Annotated in this window: 14 protein-coding genes and 1 pseudogene; 11 read left to right on the top strand and 4 right to left on the bottom strand. The window is 48.4% G+C overall.

Annotated features, from left to right (window positions below):
- Positions 1–596: 596 nt before the first annotated feature.
- The 4 genes and pseudogenes from ACX9NY_RS20905 to ACX9NY_RS20890 all read left to right on the top strand — a co-directional run bounded on the left by ACX9NY_RS20905 (position 597) and on the right by ACX9NY_RS20890 (position 3,933).
- Entirely contained in the window at positions 597–1,193 is a 597-nt protein-coding gene (locus tag ACX9NY_RS20905; RefSeq protein ID WP_339239322.1) for an RNA polymerase sigma factor, read from the top strand.
- Positions 1,190–1,294: pseudogene (locus ACX9NY_RS20900) on the top strand (zf-HC2 domain-containing protein); the annotation flags it as partial. The gene ACX9NY_RS20905 and the pseudogene ACX9NY_RS20900, both read left to right, overlap by 4 nt.
- A gap of 258 nt (positions 1,295–1,552) precedes the next feature.
- The gene (locus tag ACX9NY_RS20895; RefSeq protein WP_445252957.1) at positions 1,553–2,173 is read left to right on the top strand and encodes an anti-sigma factor; all 621 of its coding nucleotides are present in this window, start codon (positions 1,553–1,555) and stop codon (positions 2,171–2,173) included.
- 248 nt (positions 2,174–2,421) lie between these two features.
- Positions 2,422–3,933, top strand: a complete 1,512-nt coding sequence (locus tag ACX9NY_RS20890) for an HD domain-containing phosphohydrolase (RefSeq protein WP_339239323.1) — start codon at positions 2,422–2,424, stop codon at positions 3,931–3,933.
- A gap of 4 nt (positions 3,934–3,937) precedes the next feature.
- Here ACX9NY_RS20890 and ACX9NY_RS20885 read toward each other — a convergent pair whose 3' ends face one another.
- Entirely contained in the window at positions 3,938–4,591 is a 654-nt protein-coding gene (locus ACX9NY_RS20885; protein WP_339258625.1) for a phosphatase PAP2 family protein, read from the bottom strand.
- A 264-nt stretch (positions 4,592–4,855) separates the two neighbouring features.
- Here ACX9NY_RS20885 and ACX9NY_RS20880 point away from each other — a divergent pair, with 264 nt between their 5' ends.
- The 4 genes from ACX9NY_RS20880 to ACX9NY_RS20865 all read left to right on the top strand — a co-directional run bounded on the left by ACX9NY_RS20880 (position 4,856) and on the right by ACX9NY_RS20865 (position 8,898).
- The gene (locus ACX9NY_RS20880; RefSeq protein WP_472474831.1) at positions 4,856–6,271 is read left to right on the top strand and encodes an ATP-binding protein; all 1,416 of its coding nucleotides are present in this window, start codon (positions 4,856–4,858) and stop codon (positions 6,269–6,271) included.
- 76 nt (positions 6,272–6,347) lie between these two features.
- Complete coding sequence (locus tag ACX9NY_RS20875; RefSeq protein ID WP_445252806.1) at positions 6,348–7,637, top strand: MFS transporter; 1,290 nt, start codon at positions 6,348–6,350, stop codon at positions 7,635–7,637.
- An 82-nt stretch (positions 7,638–7,719) separates the two neighbouring features.
- Positions 7,720–8,385, top strand: a complete 666-nt coding sequence (locus ACX9NY_RS20870) for an oxidoreductase (RefSeq protein WP_339242893.1) — start codon at positions 7,720–7,722, stop codon at positions 8,383–8,385.
- 138 nt (positions 8,386–8,523) lie between these two features.
- Entirely contained in the window at positions 8,524–8,898 is a 375-nt protein-coding gene (locus ACX9NY_RS20865; RefSeq protein WP_017690870.1) for a RidA family protein, read from the top strand.
- Between the two features lie 107 nt (positions 8,899–9,005).
- Here ACX9NY_RS20865 and ACX9NY_RS20860 read toward each other — a convergent pair whose 3' ends face one another.
- Positions 9,006–9,764, bottom strand: a complete 759-nt coding sequence (locus ACX9NY_RS20860) for a tryptophan-rich sensory protein (protein WP_339239327.1) — start codon at positions 9,762–9,764, stop codon at positions 9,006–9,008.
- A gap of 226 nt (positions 9,765–9,990) precedes the next feature.
- On the opposite strand from ACX9NY_RS20860, the gene ACX9NY_RS20855 reads away from it, so the two are divergent.
- Complete coding sequence (locus tag ACX9NY_RS20855) at positions 9,991–10,956, top strand: arsenic resistance protein (RefSeq protein ID WP_342571732.1); 966 nt, start codon at positions 9,991–9,993, stop codon at positions 10,954–10,956.
- Between the two features lie 128 nt (positions 10,957–11,084).
- Here the strand turns inward: ACX9NY_RS20855 and ACX9NY_RS20850 are convergent, their stop codons facing one another.
- Positions 11,085–12,713 carry a response regulator gene (locus ACX9NY_RS20850; protein ID WP_472474828.1) on the bottom strand — a complete coding sequence of 543 codons (1,629 nt, stop codon included), beginning with the start codon at positions 12,711–12,713 and terminating at the stop codon, positions 11,085–11,087.
- 5 nt (positions 12,714–12,718) lie between these two features.
- Positions 12,719–14,548: a cache domain-containing sensor histidine kinase gene (locus ACX9NY_RS20845; protein WP_472474826.1), complete on the bottom strand. Its 1,830-nt coding sequence runs from the start codon at positions 14,546–14,548 to the stop codon at positions 12,719–12,721.
- A gap of 144 nt (positions 14,549–14,692) precedes the next feature.
- Between ACX9NY_RS20845 and ACX9NY_RS20840 the strand changes: the two genes are divergently transcribed.
- Entirely contained in the window at positions 14,693–15,574 is an 882-nt protein-coding gene (locus tag ACX9NY_RS20840; RefSeq protein WP_036607341.1) for a carbohydrate ABC transporter permease, read from the top strand.
- Positions 15,574–16,410: a carbohydrate ABC transporter permease gene (locus ACX9NY_RS20835; protein WP_253429649.1), complete on the top strand. Its 837-nt coding sequence runs from the start codon at positions 15,574–15,576 to the stop codon at positions 16,408–16,410. Before ACX9NY_RS20840 ends, ACX9NY_RS20835 begins: the two co-directional genes overlap by 1 nt.
- The last annotated feature ends 482 nt before the right edge of the window (positions 16,411–16,892 follow it).

Genomic DNA, 16,892 nt, shown 5'->3' with positions numbered 1-16,892 from the left:
GTGAGCCCGATAGGCGGAAGGAGAGACTGTTCTCCTGAGGGACGGGGTCTGACAGTGTGTAGACGGTGCTTGAAATGTGTATGTAGACATGGATAAACACCCGGAACCCAATTCCGGGTGCTTTGTGTATGTTTTCAATCTTCTCAAGAATAAGTGATATCCAAAACAACAAAAGCCCTACCTCTCTTTTGTCCTTGCGGCTCCGATGACCGCGCCAGTGTGAATGGGAACATCTTGTGAAACTCTGTACTACCGGGTTATTGTGATGCAGGTTCTTCAATCTTCATAGGTTGAATGTGCTTAATTCGCTGCGGTCGCAGCATGAAGAAAATATTCCGGGGTTTAAAGAAGACAGAAATCATATGAGGTTGTTTAATACAACTCTTATACTATACCACAGGTTGTAATTTATTGCAATAAAAAGGAAAGTACGAACAGAAAAACATGTTTTTCGGGTAATCCTTCAAGACAATAGCTGAAATATTCGTTTGAAAATAAACAGAATTTTTTCAAACTATTTCTCAATTGAGGTAATCCTCTTCAAAAGATTCTGCGTAGGTTATAATAAGAGGGAAGAAACAGAAAGGGGCCCTCGCATGACTGAATCGATGGAGGACAGCAGGTTAATGCGACAGATTGCGGAACGTGATTCCTCCGCACTGGAGCTTTTATATGACCGTTATGAGCGAGCGGTGTATTCTTTTGCCTATCGGATCGTTGGCGATCCCATGACGGCCGAAGAGACCGTTCAGGAACTTTTTATGCGGGTCTGGAATAATGCTGAACGATACGATGCCTCACAGGGGAAGCTGACCACATGGATGTTTGCGATTACGCGCAACATAGCAGTGGACATGCTGAGGCGGAGATCGAAAGGGGCAGCGGCTACTTCAGTTGAACACGAGACACTGGCGGCCTATGCCGATGAGCATACGAATACGGAAGAAGAAGTGCAGCGTAAATGGGAAGGCACTCGGATTAAAGAAGCGTTGTCCCAACTGAATGGTGATCAGCAGCAAGTTATAGAATCGATTTATTATGCGGGATTAACCCAGCAGGAAGTATCCAGCCGATTCGGGATTCCGCTGGGTACAGTAAAGAGCCGTGTCAGGCTTGCCATGCGACAGCTCCAAAAGTTGCTGGCCGATGCTGAATTGCATCCGGACGCGGGAAGGGAGGGCATACATCCATGATAGAGCGACATGAGGAGTGGTCTGATCTGGCACCGATGTATGTGCTGGGCGGACTGGAAGCAGAGGAAGTGGCAGCGTTTGAAGCCCATATGGCAACTTGCGAAACTTGTCGCCAGGAGGTGAGGGAATTGCAGGAAGTGACTGGCTTCCTGCCACTTGCGGCGGAACCTGTAGCACCGCCGCCAGGCATGCGAGCACGCGTGCTGGGCAACGTGCTCGGACATGTGCAGGAGAGCGCCGAGGCGAAGCCGGCGGCTGCTCCTGCAGAACCTGAAGCACCCGTGGTGCTTCAGGAGGATCTTGCGCCGCAGCACGAACGTGCGGCGCAGCCCGGGCCAGGCCTGCCGCCGGTAACGGCGGTGCCTGCGGCCCGGGGAGAAGAGGCTGCCCAGGCACAGCCATGGCAGCCTCAAGGGCGCGCGCGTGCGCGCAGCAGCCGCGCCTGGCGCGTGGCCAGCGCCGGCCTTGCGGCAGCGGCGCTGGTGCTTGGCGTGTACGCGGCGCAGCTGCAGAGCCAGATCGACTCGCTGACGCAGCAAGCGGCGGGCTCGTCGGCTACACAAGAGCAATTGGTGCAGGTACAGGCGCAGAATGCTCAGCTGCAAGAGCAGCTGGCATCAGCGCTGGAACCTGCACAGGGCATGCAGACTGGCGAGGCAGTGAAGCTGAATCCTGCAACGCAGGATATTGTAGCTCAGGGTCTCGCAACCATCGTAATTGACAGCAAAGGCACTCACTTGGTTGTGCAGGCTGAGAACCTGCCGAATCTGGAAGGCAATGAGGCATTTCAGGTGTGGTTGATCAAGGGAGATACGCCTCAGAATGCGGGGACGTTCCTTAGTCGTGATGGGACGGGTGCGGTATACTACACATTGGATTCGGCCAACGACTATGACACGGTTGCGATCACGCTAGAACCGGATGCCATGGGGGATGAACCAAGGGGTACGATGATTCTGGCTGCCAAGATCAAAGGATAAATATAGGATATATCACCAAAGGCTGCTCCGGTTGTGGAGCAGCCTTTTCGTGTTTTACAGATTACCACCAGAAGACAGGACAGGGCCAAATTTTTGAAACGATTCGACAGTGGAGATCTTGGTACCCATCCATTGAATTTTATTAATTTTTTTTGGCGGTGCAACCGATAAACAAATAGAAGGAAATACCCTAATTTTCCCGCATATCAAGGGAGAACGGGTTTGCACATAGAGAGTGAGGGGTTCAGTTGGAAGCATACCGTTCATTTATCTTTCGCCTGATACGCAATTATCTGATCGGTTCACTGGCAGCTGTTTTTGTTGTTGGTACAGTGGTTATGGTATCTACATTACAAATACCCGATATTCAATTTGTTCGACTCATCGGCATTGTACTGATTTCAATTTTGTTCATGCTGGTTGCAGAGTTAATTACGCTGTGGGTGCAGCTTGGACCCATAAGACAATTTTTCACTTCCGAGCATCACGAGCGAGACGAATTGAACCATATGTACGAGAAAATTCATCGTTTCCCGGGACAGACCATATATCGAATTATGGGTCCGCACATGCTTGGTTTTTCGATTCCGGCAGCGGGATTAACCATATGGATGATATCCACGGGGTGGCTTGAGTTCCCGTACGTATACATAGTAGTGGCTGCCGCATGTGCATTTTTGATTGCCATCATGCATGCGCTCATTGAGTATTACCTGACGGTGAGGGCGATAAGACCCTTGTTACTTGAGGTCCGTCATCGAGGCAAAATCCAATACGGGATGGAGCCTTCACTGGGAGGACGTATCCTGGTATCGATCCAGCGTAAATTTCAGCTAAGTACATCACTCATCGGATTGTTCCCGTTATTTTTATTTTTCCTCGCTACCTCAATCCGGCTTCAGTATATGGACAGAGAATTTGCGAGAGAGTACATTCTGTGGGGGATTGTCATCGTTGTGCTTGGTGCTGGATTTGCACTGGTGGGAAGCTGGCTGTTGATTCGGGATGTTCGTGATCCGGTTGCTGAATTGACACAGGAGATGAACCGAATTCAGGAGGGAGACCTCGGTAGAAGAGCTCCTGATCTGTATGCGGATGAATTTTCTGCACTGATCTCCGGCTTTAATATGATGATTAATCGGCTTGAGATGAGGCAGGAACGCAATCGACAGTTGTTGCAAAGTTATTTTTCGATGCTGGCAGCGGCTTTGGACGCTCGAGATAAGTACACCGCAGGGCATTCCATGCGGGTGGCCGAGTATTCACTGATGATTGGCAAGCTGAGCGGAATGAATGAGGAACAGGCGGATTTATTGTACAAATCAGCTCTACTCCATGATATCGGGAAAATCGGCATACCGGATGAGGTACTGCTGAAGGATGGAAAACTGAGCGATGAAGAATTCGCGATTATTCGCACACATCCCGTGCAGGGAGAGAGCATTCTGTTACAGATAGAGCCTATTGATGCCATGGCGGACTTTCTGCCGGGTGTACGGTCTCACCATGAGAGATATGATGGCAAAGGATACCCGGATGGGATGGCTGGTGAAGATATTCCCCTTTTTGGCCGCATCATAGCAGTAGCGGATGCTTTTGATGCCATGACGTCGGATCGACCTTATCGGAATGGGATGAGTCACGAGAAAGCGCTAACGATTTTGGAAGAAGGAAAAGGGACCCAATGGGACCCCTATTTTGCAGGTTTGTTTATTGATGAATGGAGACGACAACAGCATCTTCAGAAACCATCGAAGTGAGGGATCAGTTGATCCCCTCTGTCCACTTCGATTCTTTTCTGCGTCTCCGGTGTAGAGCGAGGCCGGTTATGATGGTGAGAACACATTCGCCGAGTATGATGGCACCCAAGGCGTCATAGATCACATGTTGTTTGATCATAAGCGTGGATACGATAATGGTCGCTGCTCCTGCAGCCACCAACAGCTTAATGGGTTTGCGAATGCTTGGAACCGAGAGAACGGCACGCATAACCAGATAAGAGTGCAGCGAATGAATACTTGGAAAACAATTAAACGGGCGGTCCTGGCTGTAGAGCCATCCGAGAACAGATACGCCCAGGCCTGTACCCGTCAGTTCCGGGCGCGGTACCATGGTCTGAAAGTTGAAGTAGATGAGATAACAGATCCAGACACAGATATTCATGGATAACAAGACGCGATAATACGTCAGACGATCCTTGGCACACAGGTAGGCGAGCACACCGAATACAAATGGGTACCAGCCCAAATATGGAATGGACATGGCGGGTACATAGGGAATGATCTGGTCAAGCGAGGAATTAAGAATTACGAACCCGCGTTCCGGACTATTAAGAATATCATAGAATAGCCCCATGACAGCCAATGACAACATCAAACTTAATGACAGCCAATAGGATTTACTTTTTAACAATTGCACAACAGCGTTCTCCTTTCATTCATGTTCCGATGAACATGCCCCTAGCAAATATCTATTTCTTTAGTTCAATCTATATAGTAGTTCAAATTTGAACAACAATATATTTTACTACGTTCCGCACACAAATTGAATCCTGATTTGTGTATTTTTGTGTACTTTTTTGACGAAGAAGGAATGCAGTAATTTCAATGGACATGATATGATAGAAACACATACGGACGATGGTAACAAGGCCAGTAAAGTCGGGACAACAGGAGTGAGTAAATGCAATTTTTGAAAATGTTCGTATTGAATATGGGGATGCTTATAACGATTGCCTATCTTGCCAGTGTGTTCTATAAATATATCGTCATACGTGCTTCTTCCCGGATGAAGCAGATCGGTTCAGTGCTTGTCCTTGTTTTTGCAGGCTGGATCAGTACGGTTTTTGGATTTCAACTCACGGATGAAGTGGTATTTGACCTTCGTTATGTTCCTATAATTGTTGCCGTTCTAACGTACAGACAACCCTATAGTGTAATTATTGTGGGTGTAGGGATAGGTTTATCCAGGTTAACGTTTGGTATCACGGATGCTACGGTGGCAGCGGTAATTAATATGACTTTACTCGGTGTAATATGTGCGGGTTTAAATATATGGATGAGACGCAGCGATTTCAGACTGATCACAAAAGGCATCCTTGTTGTAATTATCGTCAATGTGGTCAATAGTGTGGGCATCGCTATCTTTGGCGTCATCCCGGCTACATATTTTTTCTCTCATATTATGCCTTACACGCTTCCGGCAGGTATCTTGTTAAGCCTTATGTTTGCATTTATATTACGTGATTTTCAGAATGAACAGAACCGGATTTTGCTTATCCAAAGTACGAACCGGCTATTATCTGTGCAAAAGGAAGAGCTACAGAAAGCCCAGATTGTACTGGAGGAACGAGCGAAACAATTGATGATCGCCTCACAGTACAAATCCGAATTTCTCGCCAATATGTCACATGAGTTGCGTACACCATTGAACAGTGTTATTAACTTTGCCCAGATGATCAGCGAGAACGCGGACACGATGGACCCCGAGGATATTGTACGTTTCGCCACCATGATCGACCAATCCGGACAGGAACTGCTCACACTCATTAACGATATTTTGGATCTGTCCAAAGTGGAAGCGGGGCGACTGGATATAGTACTGGAGGATATCAGTGTGGCACAACTTACCGAAGATGCCATGAGCCACTTCCAACTGGTTGCCGAGAAAAAGGGTATTCAGTTGCAGATGGATAAGAAGCCGGGACTGCCCGACACACTCTGGTCTGATCCCCAGCGGGTTCAACAGATTTTGCGGAATCTGATGTCGAATGCCATCAAGTTCACTCACCGAGGGAAGGTCACGCTGACTGTAAGTACCAAGCAGAGGAAGAATGCAGGTATTCAGAATGGGTGGCTCGTTTTCTCCGTTCAGGACACCGGTATTGGTATTTCTGAGGACAAGCATCATTCCATATTTGAAGCATTTCAGCAGGCTGACGGGTCGATTAGTCGGAAATTTGGTGGTACCGGACTTGGTCTCTCGATCAGTCGGGATTTGGCGAGATTACTGGGAGGTTCGATTGAACTTGAGAGCGTTGAAGGCAAGGGAAGCACCTTCCATCTCTATCTTCCGTTGAACCGTGAAAAAATGAGTTGACAACCTCCGCGCCGTGAGTAGAATTTGGGATGACAACTAGCATCGACCGGCTTTTGAGACCCGGTCTAAGGAGTGTATCCCCATACAGAAGACGGTCAACGTTAACCCTCCCCCGTCAGCAAGCAAACCACGGCGCAAGGGTTCGACACAACGCACAAATTTATCAATTGCAACATGGGAGGGTGTACCGGCAATTATTTTACAGACATTGCTGGGAGGCCCGTTCTTAACCGGGTTTCTGCTATACCTTGGGGCCGGGTCGAGACATATCGGTTTTGTGCTCGCCATTACGACCTTCGTAAACATTGCCCAGATCGGAGCAGCTTACTGGATGCAACGTATTCGCAGTCGCAAACGTATGCTGCTTTTATTTGTGGGCACACATCGTATCTTATGGAGTGCGACGGGACTGATCCCGTTTATCTTCCCCAAAGAGTGGTGGGTAAGCGTATATATTGGTGTGTATACGGTTGCTTTTATATCGAATACGATCGGCGGCATGATCTGGACTTCACTGATTGGCGACATCGTACCTGCCAAGGTGAGAGGGCGTTACTTCGGAATTCGAAATACGATTCTGAATGCTCTTGGAAGCGTATGCTTATTCGCAGGTGGTATTGTATTGGACCGTTACCCCGGAGAAATAGGCTTTCTGATCCTGTTTATTCCGGTTTGGATCTGCGCTATTGCCAATACAGTCATTTATTTCTTTTATCCGGATGTACCATTCGAGCGTTCTACCGAAAAGGTTTTCTGGCGGATGTTTATCAAGCCGTTCCAGGATCGTTCATTCCTGAAAGCAACGCTGTTTCTGGCTGTCTGGTTATTGATCCAGACCTTGATTGTTCCGCTTTATTCCTATGTTATGCTCGATCTATTAAACATTAATTATCAGACTGTATCCCTGATCACGGTGGTCCAGACGCTGGTTATGATGGCAGGTTTCTATGTCTGGGGCAATCTGAATGCCAGGTTTAGCAACAAAACCCTCCTATTTTGGACATTACCGGTCATTGCACTCTCCTGTCTGTCGTGGGGATTAATGTCGTTCATGCCCGTATTGATTGCACTATTTCTATCTCATATCTTTCTTGGGATCGGGGTGGGTGGATTCAATCAGTTGGCATTTAACTTTACGATCGGAGACACCCCCAAAAGTGAAAGACCGATGTTTGTCGCCGTGTATTCGGCTCTGACGGGAGTGACTTCATTTCTTGGGCCGCTGCTCGGTGGCTGGTTGTATGAAAAGATGGAGAACTGGTCCGACGCGCTGGCCTGGATCTCAGCCTATGGATTTCAGGTGGGGGTTGGTGTAGTCATGCTCATTCTTACGTTTACCCTTGGACGTCGCGTACTGTTAAAATAGTAATGAACTATATACACTGGTATGAATTCAAAAAAGATGGCGAAGTGGAGGGATGTATTTGAATCGTCTCGAACGGAAAGCCATGGTGATTGGAGCCACGGGACTTGTAGGCGAATTGCTGGTTCATCATCTGTTGGAGCACTCGGCATACAGTCAGGTTCGCGTTCTGGTTAGACGTCCGCTTGAGCTGCAACATCCCAAATTGGAACAGCATGTGGTGAATTGGGAACAGCTGGAGAGCCAAGGCGAATTATTCGATGGAATCAATGATCTGTACTGCTGTTTGGGTACAACGATCAAAAAAGCAGGCAGTCAGGAAAATTTCCGTCAGGTGGATTATCATTACCCTGTTCGTGCGGCTATGCTTGCGAAGCAACATGGGGTACCCCAGATGCTGGTGATCTCCTCCATGGGCGCGAGTGCAGGTTCCCGGGTCTTTTACAGTCGGACCAAAGGGGAGATGGAGGATGCATTGTCTGTTATCGGTTTTCAATCTTTGCATATCTTCCGTCCTTCCTTAATTCTGGGAGATCGAAATGAGAAGCGGTTAGGTGAACAGATGGCCGCTCATGCCATGAAGTTGCTGGATCGCTGGATGAAAGGCAGAGCAGACAAATACCGGGCAGTCCACGCCGCAACCATTGCACAGGCCATGACGAATATTGCACTGGTGCAAGCGATTGGAAATCATGTATACCCGAATGATGTCATTCATGTTCTTGGCGTGGACGGGGATAAGAACCTTTGAATGAATTGTTTACTTCATAGTGGCCAGTGAGGAGCGTTTCTCGCTGGAGGTAGAACGTGGTATAATAGGCAACAAAAATGAGTTCGAACCCTGACTCCTTGCGGTAGCAGGATAACGAACATGAAGGAGAACTCGTCCATGAAAAAACCAATCTCTACCGATCAGGCGCCAGGCGCCATTGGTCCATACAGTCAAGCCGTTGATGCAGGCGATTTCATCTACACGTCCGGACAGCTTGGCCTGAATCCCCAAACGGGAGAATTCGGTGCAGATGTACAGGAGCAGACACGTCTGTCCCTGAGCAATGTGAAGGCTATTCTTGAAGCAGCAGGCACAAGCATGGATAAAATCGTGAAAACGACGGTGTTCCTGAAGGACATGAATGACTTTGTTCCTGTGAATGAAGTGTACAGCACGTTCTTTGAACAGCCATATCCTGCACGCAGTGCAGTGGAAGTGGCACGTTTGCCAAAAGACGCACTAGTGGAGATTGAAGTTATTGCCCTGAAATAGGACAGTCCTCATTCACGCCGGTATATATAAAAAGCCGATTTCAGGTCGAATGAAAATGACCAGAATCGGCTTTTTGCTTTATGTTTTTGCGTTAGAATGGCAGTCGCTCAATCGCGATCCTGATTACGGGCGAAGAACAGCCATATCGCGTAGATTGCCAGTACGATCGCAATGATGATTGCCGTATAATATACGGAAGTGACATCCTTTTGTTTAAGAGCGATGGCGATGTACGCCCACGTGAATACCAGTGGATATACACTATCCCGATAACGGAAGCTAACGAGTACAGCCAGCACCATTCCCACAATGAGCATAATGATCGTCCAGGTCGGTTCGCTGAGACCAAAACCATCCCAGCCGATTTTATATAACAGCACAGCAGTATTGATAATCGTAGCCACGCTAACCCATCCCAGATAGATGCTGAATGGCAGCTTCACAAGCCAGATCTCAGCAGTGGTCGGAACAGTAATGGTACGTGTTTTTACATACAACACGATCAGAGACAACAGAAGCAGTACAATAATCAGTAAAGCGAGACCGATCTGCAAGTTTTGAAAAGCGAAAATCCAGGCTACGTTAAAGGCACAGCTTGCCAGGAACCAATACCCGAGACGAGTGATGGAGTTCCTTTTCCACGAAGCAGGCACGAACTGATAGATCACAAAGCCTGCAAGCAGCAAGTAGATCAAACCCCATATAGCAAAGGCATAGCCAGAAGGTGTGAGTAGCACAGGGTACATATCCGATACTTCCTTGTTGGTTCTGCCCCCGATCGGCAGAGCGTTGGAAAGATAGTTCACGATAATTACAGCGATAAAACCAATCGCGTTTAACCACTTGTACGGATTGTTACGTGACATGGTGTTTCCTCCTTGGTTTGACGAATGAATGAACCACGGGTCAGTCTACAATGAATATACCCAGTTCTTGCACATTCTAATAACAGCCGCAAAAAATTCACAAGTTGATCATACGGATCCTTGTGCTCTGACGTTATGCTGGAACGGCACTCTGTCCCAATGTACGCGAAACGGAGCAGAAATATGTCCATGCTCAGGATGTCCCATTTAGAAGTGGAGGAAGAGAATGCTTACACGAGAAACGATGGAGAGACAGCAAACCTGGTTCTATGTCATTGCACTATTATTAGGAGCAGTGATAGGGCTGAGTTTACCGGCATGGGGGAATGTTTTACACTACACTGTGTCCCCTGTACTTGCTGTTCTGTTATATAGCATGTTTGTACAGATTCCTTTTTTACAGTTAAAAGAGTCCTGGTCGAATCTTCGATTCATGGGGGCGTTACTGGCAGCTAATTTTATCGTTGTACCTGTAGTCGTATGGTTGCTTACACTGGTCTTTCCGCAATCACCTGGCGTTCTGATCGGAGTGTATCTGGTACTGTTAACCCCCTGTATTGATTACGTCATTGTGTTCACACAGCTCGGCAGGGGCAATGAGAAACTGATGCTGGCCGCAACCCCCCTTTTATTTGTTATACAAATGATCCTGTTGCCGTTTTACTTATGGGTTTTGATGGGTGCTGAGGTGGCGCAGGTCATGCAGATAGGGCCGTTCGTGGAGGCTTTTCTGTTCCTGATCGTTATTCCGCTGTTGCTCGCTGTCGTTACACAGGTTCTCTCCAGAGGTAAAGCGAGTGGTGAGCGGGTCATGAATGCGACGGCGTGGCTGCCGGTTCCGATGATGGCACTCGCGCTGATCGTGGTTGTCGCTTCCCAGATCGGTAAAGTCTACAATGATATGGCGATCATCGTGAATGTGATCCCGATCTATGTTGCTTTTCTAATCATTATGCCTTGGATATCTCGGCTTATTGCTACTTGGTTTGGATTGAATCCAGGCGCAGGACGAGCGTTGATATTCAGTTCAGCTACACGGAATTCGCTGGTCGTTCTGCCACTGGCCCTGGCACTCCCGCCGGAATGGGCAACCATGGCTGCTGCTGTTATTGTTACACAGACGATGGTGGAGCTTGCAGGGGAGTTAATCTACATTCGTCTTGTCCCCGCGGTGATCTTACGGGATCGGTGAGCAGAAAGAGCGAAACCGTCGTTATGAAATAAGTGATTCTCTGTTAAAAGTAAAATACAAAAGAGTACTCCCGACTGGTCATAGGGGAGTACTCTTTTTAACTCAAATAAATTTTGAACCGGTACCCGTTAAGTACCGGCCTCCAATAATGTTTTACGATATTCCGCTGGCGTGATGCCCTCCATTTTTTTGAACACTTTGCTGAAATACTTTTCATCCTGGAATCCAACCATCTCCGCAATTTTGGCGACTCGCAGGGAGGGGTTTTGCAGTAGCAGCTTCGCGTTATTGATTCGCAATTTGCCGAGATATTCCGACCAATTCAGGCCAAATTGCTGTTTGAATTTTCGGGAAATATACTCCCGGCTCAGATAGAAACGCGCGGCAATCTGCTGCAAGGACAGGTCCTCCTGATAATGGGCGTCCATATATCGTGCAATCTCACTCATGGGATCAGGATTGGCGTGGTGATGTGCGGTGAGCGCTTTTCCTGCGGCAAGCAGTCGTTGCTCCAACAAGGAACGAAGCAGGGGATAGGATAACAACCCTTCAGCGTCAAATGGTAACTCGGCAAAGGGTATAGACTGTTCCTCCGTCACTTCTTCCTCTTTGAATGACGAACCTGCCGTATCATCAAGCCAGCGGCTCAGCATCCATTCCAACTCATCGATCCATTGCTGGATCTGCTCGGCACTGACAACCTCAAGATCAGTAATTGGGTCAAGCCATTCGGCAACCGCAGCAGATACACTGGAAGCCCGCAAGCTCATGGCTGCCATCCGCATAGGTTCTTCATAGGCGGTCAAGCGCCTGATTTTATTCCCATTGGATGATTCCAGGGAAGCATGAATTCGCTGTTTGGTATGCACAGCATTGCGTCGCCACAGCCTTGAACTTGCCTCCATATAGGCTGCTGAGATGCCGCCAGGATATGAGTCACAGGTGGAGATGCCGAAATGAAGCTGGCGCTGAATCGTCTGCTCCAATCCATGATTGACCTTGTCCAGAATAGGCTGCAATGAAGTGGGGGGACCCCAATGCAGCAGAACGATCTCATCGGGCTGATCCAACTGGCGAAACATGACGCCTTCGTCTGGGGTGGATAACATCTCAGCGCAGATATTGAGCACCGAGAACACAAGCAAGTCGGGTTGACTGCGATACTTTGCCAGACAACCTGCATCCAGATGGGACAGGCTGGTGACAGCGACGCTACAGACAGGGATTATACCCGGGAGATACAACTCATCCTGCAATCGCTGCAGATGAGAGGGGCTATTGCCTCTTCCGACGGCAAGTTCGGTTAACAGACGATCCTGATAGTGGGGGCGCATTCGATTAACGACAATGGATTGTTTGGTGGATTGTAACCGAACAGCATCCTCCTCTTCCCAAGCTGTAACGGCCTTCAATAGAGATGCATTCAGCTCATCTGCTTCCACAGGTTTTAGCAGGTAGTCCATACCACCGTGCCTGATGGCATGCCTCACGAGTTCAAAATCATCATATCCGCTAATAACCAGCACCTTGCTGTGTGGGGTATGAACGGATATCCATTCGAGCAACGCCATACCGTCCTTGCCTGGCATACGCATGTCACTGAGAATGATTTGAGGTTGATGTGCCGTGATGGAGGCAATGGCTTCATCCCCGTCTGCCGCTTCAATTATTGTATCAATACCAAAGTCTTTCCAATGACCAAGCAACCTTATGGCATCGCGGACATGTTTTTCATCATCTACAAGCAGTGCCTTCATGTTGTTCACTCTCCCGCGTATAGTATAACCCTGATCTTCACACCATTGGGTTCCCGATTGCTGACCTCAAGTCTGGCTGAGTGACCGGGATGTGAGTTCAATTGAAGTCTGCGCATCACATTTCGTAGACCAATGGACTCGGACTCATCGGATTCTTGCGTGGCTAACCCGGTTGATATGTGATTTGGATGGAGCCATCCCCGAATCTCCAGTAATTTATCTTCTGGTATGGAGGGTCCGTTATTATTCAGTTCGATTTCAATCCAATGATCATTGATCCGACGGCTGGATAGAGAGATGTGACCTTTACCTGGCTGAATATCTGCCCCATGTTTAAAATAGTTCTCAATTAAAGGTTGTAACGTCATTCTCGGCATTTCGACAGACAGGGTATCTTCGGCAAAATCCAAATCCACCTCAAGGCGGTCACCGAACCGCTCCTGCTGAAGTTCCAGATATAACCGGGCATGCTCTGCTTCCTCGCGTAAGGTCACGCCGGTCTGATCCCGCATGCTGTAGCGCAGCATTTTGGATAGGGAAGAAAGTAGTGTATACGCCCGTTGTCCTTGCTGTTGAAGGGCAAGTGTACCGATGGATTGCAATGTATTATACAGAAAATGCGGATGAATTTGCGCTTGCAACGCTTTGAGTTGATTCGTCTTATTGGCAATTTCAAGCCGATATTCCCGCAAAATAAGATTATTTACCGTATCCATCATATCCCGGAAATGACGAGCGAGCACCCCGAATTCATCTCGGCTGGATAGATGGATATCCACATGCAGACGTCCGGCTTGGATCTGGTTCATATACCGCATGAGCTGCTTGAGCGGACCGGTGATTCGGATGGAGATGAACAAGGTTGCGACAATGACCAATACAAGTGCAGCGATGGCAATCATTGCGTTATTCCACGTGAGTGTGGTCGCTCTGGCGTATAACGTCTCATTCGGAATCTGTTTGACGATGGTCCAGTCCGCGTAAGTGCTGCCAAGCTGCTGGTACACATACATGGAACGATCCTGTTCAAAATGTCCTGCGACATTCTGGGCTGTACCCGCGTTATTTCGTGCGATATTCAGCTCACTAGCTGTTTCCTCTCGCAGTGCATCGGTATAATTGACCTCGGAACGTCCTTGGTAGATGATCTGATTCTGACCATCTACAACATAGATCTGTTCCTTAGCCGGATCATACAGTCTGCCGCAGATGGCTGCAATGGTATTCATATTCAGATCAATGGCGAGAACACCCAGACGCTCGGTGGACGGAATATCCTTGATTACCCGATGCAAGGTAATGACTGTTCTTGCAGGATCATCAGGGGAGGCAGCCTTGAATCCGTACGTGTGACTCATATGTGCCGATTCCACCCAAATGTCCGGGCTGTCACCACCTGTTTTTCCATGGAGCGAGCCGGAATAGGCCTGTTTGCGTTCCTCCCGCTTCGGAAAGGGATTCGTAATTAAGGTGGATTGATTGGCAGCAAAAGAGTGCAAATACAGCTGAAAAACATCCGGCACAGCCGCACGGATGGTCTGCAAAGTAGTGTACACTTCAGCCACTGCACGATAATCACCAGGAATCTTCGCCAAGTTACGCAGGAAGTTTGGGTCGTTATACACAGCAAGCGACGCTCTGGCCACGTTATCCACATAGTTATTGAGATTCGTGGACGCTTGGTAGATCAGGCGTTTGTTCTCTTCAACAGCCTGTTCCCGCAGGGCAGTTTTGGTCTGGATAAATGTCATGCTGATCGACGCAAGCAGCGGAAGCGTGGTAGCGATGAGCATGAAGGCAATCAATTTGGTGCGTATACTGTAGTATTTGGACATCGGTCCACCCCTTCTGGTTGCAGGTTAAAGATAGGACAATATTTTACCCCCAACTGTTCACGAGGGTCGGTGTTTCCCTCAGCGATATTGGAGTTTAATAGAGAAAGAGACCAATTTCATCCATCTATAGAAGGGGAGAACGATATGAAGCATCGCAAATCTTCACAGCTGTTACAGCAGCTCGTGTTCGTGGGTCCCTCCATCGTGTTTTTTATTCTCATCATCGTGGTCCCTTTCCTGCTTGGCATGGTGTACTCCTTCACGGATTGGAACGGGGTATCCGAGAACATTAATTGGGTAGGGTTCGATAACTTCGTACATGTTTTTGCGAATGATCCCAAGTTCCAAACGGCGTTTTGGTTTACGGTGCGCTTCACCGTGGTTGGTGTGGTACTAACCAATGTAATTGGCTTTTTCCTGGCCTATTTCCTGACCAAACCGCTCAAGACGAGAAACATTCTGCGTACGATCTTTTTCATGCCTAACGTGATCGGTGGGTTGTTGCTCGGCTTTATCTGGCAGTTCATATTTGTGAAAGGGTTTTCAGCAGTAGGCGATGTAACAGGCTGGTCCTTCTTCAACCTTCCTTGGCTGGGAGACGAACCAACCGCCTTCTGGGGAATCGTGATTGTGTTTGTATGGCAGACCGCAGGATATCTGATGGTTATCTACATCTCATCTCTGACGAATGTATCCCCTGATCTGCTGGAAGCTGCCGAGATTGATGGCGCAAGTCGCTGGCAGGTACTGCGGAGCATCATTCTTCCGCTCATTATGCCAGGTGTAACAATCTGTCTGTTCCTGGCGATCTCCTGGTCGTTCAAAATGTTCGATCTCAATCTGTCGCTGACCAAAGGTGGACCATTCGGATCAACAGAGTCGGTTGCACTCAATATTTACAATGAAGCCTTTGTGAACAACAGATATGGCATCGGAACGGCCAAAGCACTCGTGTTCTTCGTAATCGTTGCCATCATCACCATGATTCAGGTACGTCTGACGAAGAGCAAGGAGGTAGAAGCCTAATGGAGACGACGAAAAATTACCGCTTCAGTACCATTCTAACCGAGATTATCATGGTACTCATTGGACTTTTATTCCTGGTTCCGTTTTACTTCCTGTTTGTGAACTCGGTTAAAACCTTCGGTGACCTGCTCACTAATTCGGCTGCATGGCCGGAGGTATTCCAATGGGGCAACTATGCGAACGCCTGGGAGAAAATTAACTTCCCGTCTGCGCTGATGAACTCGCTCATCGTTACCGTAGTCAGCAATCTGTTGCTAGTGCTGATCAGTTCCATGGCCGCGTACCGAATGGTTCGCAGCGATACCCGGTTCAACCGGATTTTGTTCGGCATGTTCATTGCCGCCATGGTGATTCCGTTCCAGTCTATCATGATTCCACTTGTTACGGTAACCAGTAATCTCGGGCTAATCGATAGCCTTGGGGGACTTATCATCTGTTATCTCGGTTTCGGGGCACCGATGTCTGTCTTCCTGTTCCACGGATTCGTGAAATCCGTCCCACTGGAGATTGAGGAAGCGGCTCGGGTGGATGGAAGTTCTGCCTACGGGGTGTTCTTCCGAATCGTATTTCCACTAATGAAACCGATGTATGTAACCGTCATCATTCTGAACACACTCTGGATCTGGAATGATTATCTACTCCCGTCCCTGATCCTGCAAAGCTCCAACCTGCGTACGATCCCGATCGCGACTTTTGCGCTCTTCGGACAATATACGAAGCAATGGGATCTGGCCTTGCCGGCCCTTGTGCTGGGCATCATGCCGATTATCATCTTCTTCCTGCTGATGCAGAAGTATATCATTCAGGGGATTACTGCTGGATCAGTTAAAGGATGAGTGCGAGGGCAGGGTCGCCGGCGGGCTCAAGTTGCGCTTTCGGTCGCTGTTGCTCCTCGGTGGCCAGAATGTATTAGGGCAAGGAAGCCACCGAGGTTCAAAGGCGAACGCTCCGCTCCTGCAACGCATTCTTGATCCCTTCGCTCCCACCTCGCATGGAGGTGTGCAAAGGGAAGTCATGCCCGCTTAGCTTGGGCATGACTTCTGGGGAAGAGAGTAATAAAGAAAAGAGCTCCTTCAAGAGATGACCAAGAAAGAAAAGATTTAAAGACCATATTGGTAAGACAGAGAAGGAGCGAGGGCAGGGTCGCCGGCGGGTTCAAGTTGCGCTTTCGGTCGCTGTTGCTCCTCGGTGGCCAGAATGTATTAGGGCAAGGAAGCCACCGAGTTTCAAAGGCGAACGCTCCGCTCCTGCAACGCATTCTTGATCCCTTTGCTCCCACCTCGCATGGAGGTGTGCAAAGGGAAGTCATGCCCGCATA

Source organism: Paenibacillus sp. CB74, from assembly GCF_055687625.1.
The sequence above is the reverse complement of the archived record's forward strand: the minus strand, read 5'-3'. Positions and strand labels throughout refer to the sequence as shown.